This window comes from Maribacter sp. (assembly GCA_020629415.1).
Lineage (GTDB): Bacteria > Bacteroidota > Bacteroidia > Flavobacteriales > Flavobacteriaceae > Maribacter > Maribacter huludaoensis.
Genome location: JAHDDL010000010.1, coordinates 18,103 through 32,438 on the forward strand (window position 1 = coordinate 18,103; position 14,336 = coordinate 32,438).

A 14,336-nucleotide genomic window follows, 5' to 3' on the forward strand; every position below is an offset into this window, starting at 1 on the left:
ATGGACGGTAAAATTTTATACATTTTAGCATTTATACTACTTGGTTGTTCCAATAAAAAAGAAGAACAAACCACCTCATTTACCAAACCCGCGGTAGAAATAATTTCCAATACCACCAACAGTATTGCGGGTGAAGCAATTACACTCGTATTCAAAACTGAAGCAGATGTTAACACTATTAAACTGTACATAAAAAATGCATTTGGCAGTACGTTTTTGTCTCCCACGATATCCGAAAACGAAAATATTGTATTCCACATTCCTAAAAACTACACTAGAATTGCCGGTCCGTGTAAATGGAAACTACTGCTAGAAGGGCACAACATACAAGAGGGGAAATTTGATGTTGCAACCAATGCGCCTAAAGCTACATATATAGAATCATATTTTGGTCCACGTAGCGTTACAGCAGGTTATAATGATTACTCTATGTTAACCATTGCCCCTACCGATGCTTTCGACAACCCCTTGGATGACGGCACCAAGATTACAGTAAAATATCAGTTTCAAGAAAATATCGATGAAACAGAAATTGAAACAGAAAGTTTTTTTGCTTTTTACAATGTTAGGTCCACTTTAAAATCTGGCAGAATATTGGTAACCGCGGAATGTAACGGCACGACCTCCAAAGAACTTGCTACGATCGTATATCCGGATAATGCCACAGATTTTACTATAAGCGGTACTAGCGCACATAATTATGCGGATGGCAACCAAATAATCACCTTTACTTCAGATATCATCAAAGACAAGTATGGCAACATTGTAACTAATGGTACATTGGTAACCTTTGTTATAAAAACGGACAAAGATGCTTACCTATATACCATAGGGACAACCATAAACGGTATAGCCGAAGCAAAAACACTACACCCAGATGAAGCTGCCAATTGGGAAATACAGGCATTTGTAACCGGAGCCGCGGAAAGCAACACTACCAACTTTACTTTTAACGCTGCTATTAAAGACTACCCCGTTCATTTTTCAAAAGGAAATAGAAATTTGGATATTGGACCGTTTGAAAGTTTTATGAAACAGTTAATACCTGATGGGCTATTGACACAATTGGATATTTACGATGCTAATGGTACATATATAGACACTAAAAAAACAACATCTAAAAACGGAGTATGTACAATATTTTTAGGCGAGCATTTTCTTGAAGATGGCGACTATATTTTAAAATTGACCGCTGCAGGTATTACAAAAGAATTCAGAAAGAATATTCATGGCGATACAGTTAAATAAAACACTATACAGAACTGTGTTAATAGTCACATTCTTGGCTATCAACACACTAATAATATATGGAATAGGTGCTGCTTGGACCTTTATGAATACCGGTGCGGACAAAACTTCTATGCTGCATTTAGAGGTACCTATGGAAGATGTTTACAAGCCAAACCTCAACTGGACAAATTTAGACAACCCGGGCCGTCCTATGGAAAAGCAAGCCTTGGGTGAGATTACCAATGATTATATGAATGCATGGCACGTAAGAAATATTGCCTACAAAAAAAATGACCGTTACGGAATTGAAGATTTTTATACGGACAGTGCACGTGTAAGACTATATGACATAATAGACTTAAATCTAAAGAACAATCATTGGTACAAACGTACCACGCTAAACCACAATCCGGCATTGGATTTTTATACGGCAGACGGTACCATGGTGGTGTTCAAAGACCATAATGTTGAAGAGTACCAAGAAGCCTATGAGGGCGAAAGTCTTCTTTTTAAGGAAAAAGACACGACCAGCTACCAGGTTATGATGCTGTTGGAGGACGGATTTTGGAGAATTAGACATCTAAAGGAAATTGCCGCTCCTATTGACACTTCCAAAATAAAAAAACGAAATATAGAGGCGCAACTTAAAAAAATCAATACTCAAAAAGGTCTTAACTACTATCCTAAAGACTCCCCTTGGGATACTTTTGGCAAACGTTTTAACGACACCATCATAGAAAAAGATTTTGAAATAATACACGATATGGGTTTAAATACAATTCGTGTTTTTATTCAATATGAGGATTTTGGCAAAAATAGGGTCGATGCAAAAAAGCTTGACCTTTTAAAGAAACTATTGGATAAGGCAGAAGACAACAACTTGGATGTTCTTATAACCCTATTCGATTTTTATGGAGATTATGATATTTCTAATTGGACATTGACCCATAGACATGCAGAAGCAATTGTAAATGCGGTAAAGGACCATCCGGCTCTTGTAGGGTGGGATATTAAAAATGAACCCGATCTGGATTTTGAATCTAGAGGGAAAGAAAATGTCTTACAATGGCTAAAACAAATGATTTTAGAAATTAAAAATTGGGATACCAAAAACCCGATTACTATAGGTTGGTCTAGTCCAGAAGCTGCTTTAAACCTATCTGAAGAAGTTGATTTCATTTCTTTTCATTATTATAAACAACCTGAATATTTTATAGAATCGTTTAAAATTCTAAGGTATTTAACACCAAACAAACCTATTGTGTTACAAGAATATGGAGAATCTAGTTATGACGGTATGTGGAGCTTATTTTCTGGCTCTAACGAAAAACAGGCAGCTTACTATAAAGAAATGCAAGGGTATCTAGCACAAGAGAACATTCCATATCTATTTTGGACACTTTATGACTTTAAAAAAGTACCTAGCTCAGTTGCAGGTAGCTTACCTTGGCGAACAAAAAAACAACATTTCTTTGGTGTTTTAGATTCTGTAGGAAATAAGAAACCCTCATATTATGAATTGGTTATAAAAAATAACACGAAATAATGGTATAAAAAAAGGCTGGTTACCACACCAGCCCTCAAATACTAACCATATCGATTCTTAGTGAACCAATTTTTTCTCCACAGCGGCTATATCTATATTAAAACCGGTTTCTTTAGACTTTTGTATTGCCTTAAAATAGTCTATATACATCTGTGTAATAGCGGACATTGGTAATGAGCATGCCGCTTTATAATTTTGTTTTGCAAGTTGTACACGGTACGTGTCGTCCGTAATAATTTTTTCAATGGCATTTGCCAATGACGACGTATCATGCGCATCAAAAAACTCGCCAACATAGCCTTCTTCTTTTACCAAAACACTTAAATCACCTAAATCTGGTAGCGCTACTGCATTACCATAACTACCTGCTTGATGCAATACGCCAGAACTGCCAGTGGTAGAAGTATATGGAAAAACGGTAACAGCACTATCTCCAAATATTTGGGGCACATCTTCTTCCGCTACATAACCAGTATATCTAATTTGTGGTACATGACTATATTTCTGCTTCATTTCTTCCAAATATCCAGGTGTATTGGGGCTATCCGTACCTGCAATGACAATTTCAATATCTTCATTGGTACGAGCTCTAATTTGTTCTACGGCCTCTATGAGAATTTCAACCTTTTTGTAGGTACCGAATTTACCGAATGCCATTACTTGTTTAGGACCTTCAGGAAGTTTAAAATCTGGTTCCGGGGGAGTTTCAAAAGCTCCATGAGGTATCAATGCTACGTTCTTAACCTTATACTTATCTTCTAATGTAGTTACATATTTGCTTATAGTAACCGCAAGAACATCAGATGCCAAAACAAATTTTGTCAACGTTGTACCTATAAAATTATAGATACTTTGCAACACTTTATTTTTAGTAAAACCTGCATTTTCCAAATCTACCTGCTCAAGAATATTATGCAACAATGAGATGGTAGGTATACCTTTGCTCTTACAAATAAAAGGAAGCATAAGCCCTAATGCCGCAGGTATCTTTTTATCGCCAAATTTTAAAAACTGTAGATTAAATAAGACCGCATCTGGTTTTACCTTTGATATGGTCTTACTGATATTGAATATATTGCTATAACTATTAAAGCTCCAACATTCCTTTACCGTAATTTTACAACCTTCGCCCTCAAAATTTAAATCTTTAGGACCATCGGTTCTATCTGTAATCAGTATCAATTCTGTCACCTCTTCTTGCAGTCTAAAATGCTTTACCAAATAATAACCATATTCTGTTAAGGTTACTTTGCTAGGTGGGTATGCGGTTACAATGGCTAATTTCATTTGATTTGTATTTTATTAAATAGGTCTAATTTTTTTTTAATGTAGCTATACTAGATATGTATAAATAATTTATTCTTGGATGATTTTGGAATCTACTTTGTTCTTAATGATAAAAAATAAGAGTTGCGCTACCAGTAATATGACCATTGCAATAATTTGCATATGTACTACTGTTTCTAAATTATTATGATATATCATTATCAGGGCAACTTGAGAGAAACCTAATAATCCTGACAGTATTACGGGCGCGTATTGATTTAATGATAAAAAATAATAAGCAAATATGTTCGATATAGCGAACAGCGAGGTTGCCAACGCATATTTCCACAATAAATGGGCAATGGACAAATAAGCATCACCGAACATTAATGTAATAATTAGATTGGGGAAAAGAAAGCACACAAATACAATAAACGTAGATAAACCACCAATAAAGAATACATACTTAAAGAGAACGGGAGCAGTTGGCTCACCATCCTTTTGTTTCTGAATTACGGTTGGCATCAATAGCATTACGAACATCCAAGCAACAAAATAAACAACCCTACCGATCAACGCCAATGATGAATACAAGCCCGCTTGTTTATCATCAAAATAATGCTTGACCAATAGAATATCACTATTGTTTATAATAATTTGAGTAAGCTCATACCCGGCAGTTAATCCTATAAATATCCAAACCTGTTTTAGATCTGCGGCAGCTAACTTATCTTTAGAAAATACCTGAACACCTTTAAAATCTGAAGGGTATAGGCCAAACACAAAAGAAAGGGCTATACCTGTAGCAATTAATATACCCGGTTCAAAAGGCACTAAAAGCAAAAGGGCAAAAGTAAGGAGCAGTCTGCTCCACATTTCCGTTTGGTAGGTACCTGCCAATTTTCCAAAATCATGGCCTCCTTGAAATCTTCCCCTATTTACACTCATAACAAAGTATAAGGGTATGGCAACCGCAAAAATCATAAACATATAATGGTTCTGGGTATTGAACAGTTCTTGAAGATTCTTGGAAAAAATGAGAACAGCAATACCGGTAAATACGCCAAAAACCAGTGCATACCTATACATGGTATTTTTAAATGCTATCCAGGTATAATCTGTAAACAATACCGCAAATTTTGTTGTGGCCAATTGAAATGTCATTCCCACAAAAGAAAGTACCAATAGTAACGTGACCAATAATGCAGCATCTGCAAAAGCTTCAGGACCTAACAATCTACCTAATAATAAATTGTACAGGTAATTACCGCCATTTACCAACAAAGCACTACCCATAAACAATTGTTTAGGGGAGATTCGCTTAAGGGCTAATTTTATTGCTGTCATTTTAATAGGTAATTTTTGGGGGGTTAAGAGGTATGGTTATCGATAAACAACTGCAATTTTGGCAAGTTGGCCAACGATTTTCACAGAGTCTTTCATTGACAGTTTAGATCCGTCTGCGTGTATCCATCGCTTTAAAGGCTGCTCACAAATAAGTTTCACAGCTTCTTTCTTACCAAAGTATTTTCTCATTCGTATAAACATTTCAACATCGAACAGCCACTTGGTAATAAATGGTTTAGAAAACATTAGCGGTACCACAGAACGGTCCATGACCTTGGCTCCGCATTGTGTATCGTTAAACGGCATTCTTAAAATAGTACGTATGATGAGGTTAATTGTCATACTTATGATCTTACGGGCAGACTCTTTGGTAATATCCGCACCCATTCTACTCATTCTAGAACCGCTGACAATTTTAAAATCAGATTTATCAAGTGTTTCTACCAAGTCATCAAAATCTCTAAAATCCGTGGAAAGATCGGCATCTAAAAAGCCTATATAATCTAATTGAGGGTCTTTGGCCATATGTAACATACCTAAGCGTACCGCTTCTGCCTTACCGCCATTTTTTTCACAATCGTAAATACTAATATTACTTTCGTTACCTTTTCTCAGTTCTTCTAAAACTTCTAAGGTTTTATCTGTACTACCATCGTTTACAAAACAAAGATGATAACCGAGGTTACTGTGCGCAAAATCCCTAAATTCTTTACCTAAAAGGCGTTCTTCTTCATTATAACAAGGTATGACAACTCCCACGCAATTCTTTTGCAGCATTCTACCCGTACCGGCAGCGTCAGTATTAATTTCTATTACCGGTGCGCCAATTAGTCTTTTAATACGAGCACTCATTTCTGACAAACTCACAGGTTTCTTCATATAATCATCGATCCCTAGCGTAAAGCCATCCATAATTATATTCTCCTGTGTATTACCGGACATTACTAAAACAGGAGTATCCTTTCTACTGCCTGCTTTTATATATTTAACAACTTCTAGACCGGACATGTCCGGCATATTGATATCAACAAGCACCAAATCCGGTTTAAAGGAATCATATAAGTTTATGCCTTTTGTACCAGAATCAGCGGTCATTACATCATAACCTAGTTCGGTAAGTCGTTTTTCAACAGATAATAAAATAAGCTGTTGATCATCTATAGTTAGTATTTTCATGCTATAAGTAAGTAAGATTTAACTTACATATAACGCAGTATTTTACAAAAATTGTAAGATTTAAACAGATAAATAGTAAAATAATATTAAAGTCAAGTTGGTTAAACCTCTGAAACTTACCTAAAAACGGGTGTTTTTAATATCATTTACATTCAAGAAAACTTGTTTGTTAAAAATCATTTTACGTATTAAAACCACTATTATTGGTATTAAATAAAAGGGAGCAGCTAACCACACTACTCCCCTTTTCACTAAACCTAACCAAATAGTTCATGCCATTAATTCTTTTTCTACCAAAGAAACGTCTAACGTAAATCCTTTAGATTTTGCCAATTGTAATGTTTTAAAATATTCAATGTACATTCCTGTAATAGTTGACATAGGTATTGAACAAGCCGCCCTATAATTTGCCTTAGACAAATACTTTCTGTAAGAGTCATGTGCTAATATATGCTCAATGGCTTCTGCCAAGGAGGCTGCGTTTTCAGGCTTAAAGAATTCACCCTTATAACCTTCTTCTTTTACCAATATACTTAAGTCCCCCAAGTTAGGTAATGCTACTGCCTTACCGTAACTACCTGCCTGATGCAATACACCAGAACTACCTGTAGTAGAAGTATACGGAAAAACCACTACGGCACTTTCATTAAAAATGACCGGCACATCTTCTTCTGCTACATAACCTGTAAAACGTAGCTGTTCTACATGTGCATACTTCTTCTTTATACCGTCTAAATAACCTGGTGTATTAGGGCTATCGGTACCTGCAATTACAATTTCAATATCTTGGTTGCTACGTTTTCTGATCAACTCTACTGCTTCTATCATAATCTCTACCTTTTTATAGGTACCAAATTTGCCAAAAGCCATTACTTTTTTTGGTCCAGATGGTAATTTATAGTTTGGCTCTGGTGGAGTTTCAAAAGATCCGTGCGGAATTAAGGCTACATTTCTTGACTGATATTTATCTTCTAAAATAGTTTGATATTTACTTATAGTCACCGCTACAATATCTGAAGCCAATACAAATCTTGTAAGCACGTTACCGGCAAAATTATACATCTTCTTTAAAAATGTGTTAGAGGTAATACCGGCATTTTCTAAATCTACTTGTTCCAGTATATTGTGCAACAAAGAAATGGTAGGTATACCTTTTAATTTTGATATAAAGGGTAACATTAAGCCAAGTGCCGCAGGTATCTTTTTGTGCCCGAACTTTAAAAATTGCAAATTGTATAATACGGCATCGGGCTTTGCCGAGGCTATGGCTCTATTAATTTTAAAGAAGTTGGTGTAACCATTAAAATTCCAACATTCTTTTACCGTAATCTTACAACCTCCGCCCTCAAAGTTTAAATCTTTTGGACCATCAGTTCTATCGGTTATTAAAATAATTTCCGTTATATCTTTTTGAAGTCTAAAATGTTTTACCAAGTGATAACCGTATTCGGTCAATGTTACTTTACTTGGCGGATAAGCGGTTACAATGGCAAGTTTCATAAGGTTAAGTTTATAGTTCAACTGGGTTATTGTTGTTACAAATATCCAACTAAGAGAAAGAAATTTAGGGCCATATTAGGTGGATCAAGAGTTACTGTAGACGAATGGAAGAAATGCTTGGTTAAACCTTATGCAGTCTTATCCAATTATTATCTATCCTCCATATAGCACTGCTTAAATATGCCAGTTTTTATAATAGTTTTGGACATGCAAAAGCCCGAAGAGGGGGAGTTTCTTCGGGCCGGGCATAGCAACTTTTTAAATATCAAACTATCTTGTTAAGAATGGTATTATGCGTAAAATAAAGTAGCTGGGCAACCAATAAAGAAACCATGGCTATAATCTGTACCTGTACCACAATGTATAATGAGCTATGAAAAAACATGATCATAATTATTTGCGAGATACCCAAAATACCAGATAGAATGACCGGTAGGTATTGATCAAGAGATAAAAAGTAATAGGCAAATATATTTGATATAGCGAACAGCGATGTAGCCAAGGCATATTGCCATAACAATGGCGCCATGGAGAGATATGCTTCCCCGAACATTAATTGCACAATCAACTCAGGAAAAACAGCACAACATATGATAATCGTTACAGATAAGACACCTACATAACCAACGTATTTCATTAATAATGGTGCTGTAGCCTCGCCATCTTTCTGCTTTTGTACCACGGCAGGCAATAAAAGCATGACAAACATCCAAGCTATAAAATAAACTACACGCCCTATCATGGCCAGAGAAGAATAGAGACCGGCGGTAACATTATCAAAATAGTGTTTTACCAAAAGAATGTCACTATTATTAATAATTATTTGGGTAAGCTCATAGCAAGTGGTCAGTGCTACAAAACTGATTACCTTACGTTTATTCTCTTTGGATAAAGTTACTTTTTTGATAAAACTCTTTATATCTAATGTGGTAGGAATTAAGCCGAATACAAATGATAGACCAATACCTAAAGCTACAATAAAAGCTGAATTGAAAGGTAACAGCACTAACAAGCCCAAGGTGATGAACAATCTACTCCACATTTCTGCTTGATATGTCATGGATAATTTTTGATATTCCTGTTTGCCTTGATACCTTCCTCTATTAACGGACATTAAAAAATATAAGGGAACGGAAACAGCAAAGGTTTTGAACAGTAAGTCAGATTCAGTATGGAATATTTCCTGCAAATTTTTTGAAAACGCAAAAAGTATTATGCTTATTAATAAACCAAAAATTAGAGCATATTTATATAATAGGTGCTTAAGTGCCACACGATCATCATTAGAAAATAAAATAACAAACTTTGCGGTAACCAATTGAAAGGTCATACCCAAAAAGGAGAGTACCAATACCAATGTGATCAATAAAGCGGCTTCACTATACGCTTCTGGACCAAGTAATCTACCCAATATTAGGTTGTAAAGATAATTTCCTCCGTTTACTACCAGTACACTCACCATAAATACCTTTTCAGGGGAAACTTTATTCAGTACCAGTTTAATTGCCATCATGGTTATGTTTTTTTAAAGTCCTAACATAGACTTGGTTAGAGTTCAAATATCATAAAGGCTGTTATCATTTTTTAAGTGCATAAGGTAGATAACCGTTAGCTGTAGACGAACGGTAATTATCCTACTTCCAAAACGGTAAAGGCAATTTTATCTTTACAATATTGATTATGACAAATAAATCGCAATAATTACCGTTAGGTATTTGTAGTATAAATCTCACATTAATGATTAAAAAAATAGTTTTCCTTATTCTTTTAACTTCTTCACTGTTAAAAGCCCAATCTGATATGACCGAAGGTTTTGGTTTATTGGAGAAAGGTGACTTTCAAAAAGCTGAACTTTTTTTTGGTGAATACCTTAAGACAGACCCGGACAACAAAACAGCATTGCTCTGTTATGGCCGGGCAGTAGGGTTAAGCGGAGAGCCCCAAAAAGCAACCGGTCTTTTCTCCGACCTTTTAAAAGATTACCCTGGCGATTTTGAGATTTTGATCAACTATAACGAATCTTTTTTATGGGCCAAAGAATATGAACAAGCTAAACCCCTATATGCGGATCTAGTTGATAAATTTCCCAAGAAATTTGGGGCCGTACTCGGTTACGCCAATACCTTAAGTAACTTAAAAGAATATGAATCTGCCTTAAGCTGGGTTGAAAAAGCTATAGAATTACAGCCAGAAAATGAAAGTGCAAAGGTCTCTAAAAAATTTATGAGACTTGGTTATGCCAATGCCTTTGTAAATAATCAACAATACGGTAAAGGAGAAGAAACCCTAAAAAAAATATTTGAAGATTTTCCTGAAGACAAAGATGTACTCATTAATCTTGCCAACCTTTATTTAATTACAAAGCAAGCGGACAAGGCTAAGAATATGTATGTCAGGTATGCTACTACCCCTAAAGATTCCATTACCGCTTTAAACGGTATAGCGTTGGCAGAGCATTTAGATGAAAATGATAAAGAAGCCTTGATTGTTGCTAAGAACGCAACGGTAAAAGTAGATAAGATAGATGACGTACCACTTACTGAAAATACCTATGATCGTTATGTGCAAGCTTTGATCTGGAACAAAAAATTCATACCTGCCCGTAAAAAAATAGATAGTTTAGAAGTTCATTACCCAAATAGAAATTGGATACATGCCCTTAGAGCTACCTTAGGTCTGTACACTGGCGACTCAAAAGCAAGTGTTGTAAGTTATGATAGAATCTTAGTTAACGATAGTGCATCTTTTGATGGAAATCTGGGAAAAGCCAATGCCTTATTTGCATCTGATAAAATAATACCGGCATATCATATGGCAAATCAGACCTTAAAATTCTACGATAATCAAAAAGATGCCAAAGGTTTTATTGAGAAGTTGAACTTAATGCACACACCAACGATCGAAGAACATGCCGCTTATACTTTTGATAATGGTAACAATACGGCCTTTTATACCAATACCACGGTAGACATACCTTTTTCAACAAAGTTTAGGACTACTTTCTCCTATTTCTTTAGATCTACGGAAAATACGGTTACGGATAATAAGGCAACTTCTCATGTAGCTTTAGTAGGGCTACAATACAAGTTATTTCCAAAAACGGTTCTTAAAACGGTTTTAGGATTCAACAATTCTAGATTTTTGGATGAGGCATATACTCAGCCGGTGCTTGATATTAAATTGGATTTACAACCATTTAAGCTTCAGAACTTAACATTGGGGTACCAGAGGGAAGTACAAAGCTTTAACGCAGAATTGATTGAACGAGAGATTGTACAGAACCACTATGGCTTAAATTATAACTTGGGAACCAATGTAAATTTTGGCTGGTATACGCAACTGATGCATACTCGGCAGAGTGATGAAAATGTAAGAAATTTACTGTTCACGTCTCTTTATTATAACGTGCTTAAAAAACCTGCTTTGAAAATGGGTGTCAATTATCAGTACATTACGTTTAAGGACCAAGTACCAACTATATATTTTAGTCCTGAGAAGTACCAAGCAGTTGAACTATTTGCAGATGTTCGCGGTAAAATTTCCGAAAAAACCACATATATGGCCAGTGCAGCTACGGGTATTCAAAAAGTAGAAGATGATCCTAATACCAACATCTTTAGAGCCGAAGCTTCTGTACAACATCAATTCTCAAAAAGATTTAGTTTAAACGTTTATGGTAAGTATAGTAATATTGCCTCAGCCACCGCAGCGGGGTTTGAATTTACCGAAATAGGATTAAAAGCAAAATGGTTGTTTTTGAAAAAACCTTTATTCTACAAAAAGTTAGATCTAGACTAAATTTTAAAAAAAGAAATTTTTAAGATTACACCAACAACCATGTAAATTTTCACAGATTGTATATACAATTAAAAAAAACTTTAAACAAACTTTTTACTTCTTGCAAATTATCTCTAAATAGACCGTTTTTAAGGGGGAAAATGTTCCAAATTTCTATATAAATTTTAATAAATGTAGGAATTTTACTTATATTAGTGTAAGTTTTAGAACACTTAAAAGAACTTGTTATTCTATTGAAAATGAAACTCTAATTAAGCCAGTATGTGGAAGAGAGTTTTGAAAATGTTTTTAGGTCTATACCTTCCGTTATTGGCCCTAACTTTATATGTATTTTATACCCAAAAAGGGAAGCAACTTAATGCTCTTTCAGAATATCAGAAAAGAGATGCCAAAATTAAAAAGGAATATTTTTTTGAACAGTGCAACACCTTACTTAAAGATACCCAGTACTGGGCACATTTAGAATATCCTGTAGGTTTTGATCCTATGGGAAAGGATAAGGCTTTCATGAACCGTTATATAGAAGTGATAAAAGAAATAACGGATTATGACCAATTTCGCTTTATAGACTTGAACGGACAGGAGTTTTACAGAGCCGTAAGAAATAATGCAGATTCAGTAACTATAGGTAATCTTCAAAATAAAGAAAATCATCAATACGTAAAACAGGGCCTGGAGCTACATCAAAATCAATTATACCTCTCTCAAATAAGCTTGAACAGGGAAAATGGTGTAATAGAAAAACCTAATAAACCAGTAATTAGGGCCGTTGCCCCTATTTATGATACTACAAAAACCAAAATAGGTCTGGTAGTCATCAATTTTAAAATGAAAAGAGTACTTGATCAACTTAAATCTAAAGTAGCGGATACAGAGCTTTATTTACTTGACGAAGAACACCGTATCATCAGCTCCAGTATACATGAAGAAGATCTACCCTATGAAACTGGTAATAAAGACAATATTTTTCCTAGAAAATTAATTACCAATGTTCAGGATATAACAAAAGACAGTACCATTTTTGATGAAGAGCATATTTGGAGGTTTCAGCCAATTGTTCTTAATGGAACTGAAAATTCATTTGGCTCAACCTCCAAAGTTCCGGCAGAAATCATTGCTCCATCCAACCTATATATGGTCCTAGAGATACCACCAAGGTTAATAGCATCATATCTAGAACCATTGTCAGATAGTTTAAAGACCTTTAGTGTAATTTCTATTGCCGGTTTATTGACCTTATGTTATGTATTTCAAAAAAAGAAAACAGAAAAAGACCAATTTTATAAAGAGCTGGAAAGCAAGAATGTATTACTGACCAGAAGTAGGGACAAACTTGAGGAAAGTAATGTCATGGTAAATGAAATGAACAATAGCTTAGAAATAAGAAATAAGCAATTAAGTGATTTCAACTATTTAATTTCTCACAACTTACGCTCTCCGGTTACCAGTATGTCCGTAATCGTTGAGATGATACAGAATGAGAAAAACCCGGAAATATTAAAGCAACTACTACCAAAACTAGATGATGTAGCCAAAAGTATAACTCATTTAACAGATGATATCAACGACTACGTGGCCATACTGGACAATAAAGAAATTAAAATCGTCGATTTAAATCTAGAAGCGCTTATAGAAGAGGTAAAGCATGAATTTACGGAAACACTTTTAGATAATACTGGTTTTGAAGTTCGCCTAAACCTTAAGGCCTGGAATCATATTTCATATTCTAGGTTCTACCTACAAAGCATAATACACAATTTCATTTCCAATGCCATTAAATATAAAAAAGATGAGGATACATCATACATTGAATTTGAATCTACCATTGAAAACCAGCAAAAGGTACTTTATGTTAGGGATAATGGTATAGGTCTAGATCTAGATAAACATGGCGATAACATTTTTAAGTTATACAAGAGATTCCATAGAAATATTTCAGGTAAGGGAATGGGACTATTTTTGGTAAAGTCTCAATTAGAGGCATTAAACGCAACAATAACAATAGACAGTAAAGTAGGAGTAGGAACAACTTTTAAACTTATATTTTAATATGCACACTAAACCCAACATTTTATTGATAGATGATGATGAACTTTATCTCTATTTAATGACTAAAACTATCAAGCAATTATCAAATGAGCTTATTATTAGCACATTTACCGATGGCGAAATGGCCGTTGAGTATATTGCTAAATGTACAGAAGAAAAAGTTGAATTACCAGAGGTGATATTTTTAGATATTAATATGCCGTTTTTAGACGGGTGGGGATTTTTAAATGAGTTTAAAAAATTAAAACCCAAAATAATGAACAATATTAATATCTATATGGTGAGCTCATCTATGCGTGATAGTGATATTAAAAGAGCGTCTAACTTTGAAGAACTTACCGGTTACGTTGTAAAACCTGTAAACAAAGTAGAACTGGCAGAAATCTTTAAAAAAATATATCACGAAAATTGGTAGAATTTTACT

10 protein-coding genes are annotated in these 14,336 nt (G+C 34.8%); 5 read left to right on the forward strand and 5 right to left on the reverse strand.

The window, feature by feature from the left end; translation table 11 throughout:
* Together QZ657_RS05975 and QZ657_RS05980 are read left to right on the forward strand one after the other, a co-directional pair.
* Nucleotides 1-1,248 carry a hypothetical protein gene (locus tag QZ657_RS05975; RefSeq protein ID WP_291965603.1) on the forward strand — a complete coding sequence of 416 codons (1,248 nt, stop codon included), beginning with the start codon at nucleotides 1-3 and terminating at the stop codon, nucleotides 1,246-1,248.
* Nucleotides 1,229-2,776 (forward strand): glycoside hydrolase family 2 TIM barrel-domain containing protein, encoded by a 1,548-nt coding sequence (locus QZ657_RS05980; protein WP_291965605.1) that lies wholly within the window; start codon nucleotides 1,229-1,231, stop codon nucleotides 2,774-2,776. The genes QZ657_RS05975 and QZ657_RS05980 overlap by 20 nt, the downstream gene beginning before the upstream one ends.
* A 57-nt stretch (nucleotides 2,777-2,833) precedes the next feature.
* Here the strand turns inward: QZ657_RS05980 and QZ657_RS05985 are convergent, their stop codons facing one another.
* The 5 genes from QZ657_RS05985 to QZ657_RS06005 form a co-directional block, all read right to left on the reverse strand.
* The gene (locus tag QZ657_RS05985; RefSeq protein ID WP_291959447.1) at nucleotides 2,834-4,063 is read right to left on the reverse strand and encodes a glycosyltransferase; all 1,230 of its coding nucleotides are present in this window, start codon (nucleotides 4,061-4,063) and stop codon (nucleotides 2,834-2,836) included.
* 69 nt (nucleotides 4,064-4,132) lie between these two features.
* Entirely contained in the window at nucleotides 4,133-5,389 is a 1,257-nt protein-coding gene (locus QZ657_RS05990) for a sugar isomerase (protein WP_291959445.1), read from the reverse strand.
* Between the two features lie 36 nt (nucleotides 5,390-5,425).
* Nucleotides 5,426-6,565, reverse strand: a complete 1,140-nt coding sequence (locus QZ657_RS05995) for a response regulator (RefSeq protein ID WP_291959443.1) — start codon at nucleotides 6,563-6,565, stop codon at nucleotides 5,426-5,428.
* Between the two features lie 270 nt (nucleotides 6,566-6,835).
* A complete protein-coding gene (locus QZ657_RS06000) occupies nucleotides 6,836-8,065 on the reverse strand; it encodes a glycosyltransferase (RefSeq protein ID WP_291965607.1) in 1,230 nt (409 codons plus the stop codon).
* A gap of 265 nt (nucleotides 8,066-8,330) precedes the next feature.
* Nucleotides 8,331-9,578: an oligosaccharide flippase family protein gene (locus QZ657_RS06005; RefSeq protein WP_291965609.1), complete on the reverse strand. Its 1,248-nt coding sequence runs from the start codon at nucleotides 9,576-9,578 to the stop codon at nucleotides 8,331-8,333.
* 224 nt (nucleotides 9,579-9,802) lie between these two features.
* Here QZ657_RS06005 and QZ657_RS06010 point away from each other — a divergent pair, with 224 nt between their 5' ends.
* From QZ657_RS06010 to QZ657_RS06020, 3 genes are all read left to right on the forward strand, one after another.
* A complete protein-coding gene (locus QZ657_RS06010; protein ID WP_291965611.1) occupies nucleotides 9,803-11,863 on the forward strand; it encodes a tetratricopeptide repeat protein in 2,061 nt (686 codons plus the stop codon).
* A gap of 261 nt (nucleotides 11,864-12,124) precedes the next feature.
* Nucleotides 12,125-13,912 carry a sensor histidine kinase gene (locus QZ657_RS06015; protein WP_291965613.1) on the forward strand — a complete coding sequence of 596 codons (1,788 nt, stop codon included), beginning with the start codon at nucleotides 12,125-12,127 and terminating at the stop codon, nucleotides 13,910-13,912.
* 1 nt (nucleotide 13,913) lies between these two features.
* Nucleotides 13,914-14,327: a response regulator gene (locus QZ657_RS06020; RefSeq protein ID WP_276472048.1), complete on the forward strand. Its 414-nt coding sequence runs from the start codon at nucleotides 13,914-13,916 to the stop codon at nucleotides 14,325-14,327.
* The last annotated feature ends 9 nt before the right edge of the window (nucleotides 14,328-14,336 follow it).

Bases quoted from the DNA above. Each gene is read 5' to 3' on its own strand.
- QZ657_RS05975 (WP_291965603.1), top strand. From the start codon at position 1: ATGGACGGTAAAATTTTATACATTTTAGCATTTATACTACTTGGTTGT.
- QZ657_RS05980 (WP_291965605.1), top strand. From the start codon at position 1,229: ATGGCGATACAGTTAAATAAAACACTATACAGAACTGTGTTAATAGTC.
- QZ657_RS05985 (WP_291959447.1), bottom strand. From the start codon at position 4,063: ATGAAATTAGCCATTGTAACCGCATACCCACCTAGCAAAGTAACCTTA.
- QZ657_RS05990 (WP_291959445.1), bottom strand. From the start codon at position 5,389: ATGACAGCAATAAAATTAGCCCTTAAGCGAATCTCCCCTAAACAATTG.
- QZ657_RS05995 (WP_291959443.1), bottom strand. From the start codon at position 6,565: ATGAAAATACTAACTATAGATGATCAACAGCTTATTTTATTATCTGTT.
- QZ657_RS06000 (WP_291965607.1), bottom strand. From the start codon at position 8,065: ATGAAACTTGCCATTGTAACCGCTTATCCGCCAAGTAAAGTAACATTG.
- QZ657_RS06005 (WP_291965609.1), bottom strand. From the start codon at position 9,578: ATGATGGCAATTAAACTGGTACTGAATAAAGTTTCCCCTGAAAAGGTA.
- QZ657_RS06010 (WP_291965611.1), top strand. From the start codon at position 9,803: ATGATTAAAAAAATAGTTTTCCTTATTCTTTTAACTTCTTCACTGTTA.
- QZ657_RS06015 (WP_291965613.1), top strand. From the start codon at position 12,125: ATGTGGAAGAGAGTTTTGAAAATGTTTTTAGGTCTATACCTTCCGTTA.
- QZ657_RS06020 (WP_276472048.1), top strand. From the start codon at position 13,914: ATGCACACTAAACCCAACATTTTATTGATAGATGATGATGAACTTTAT.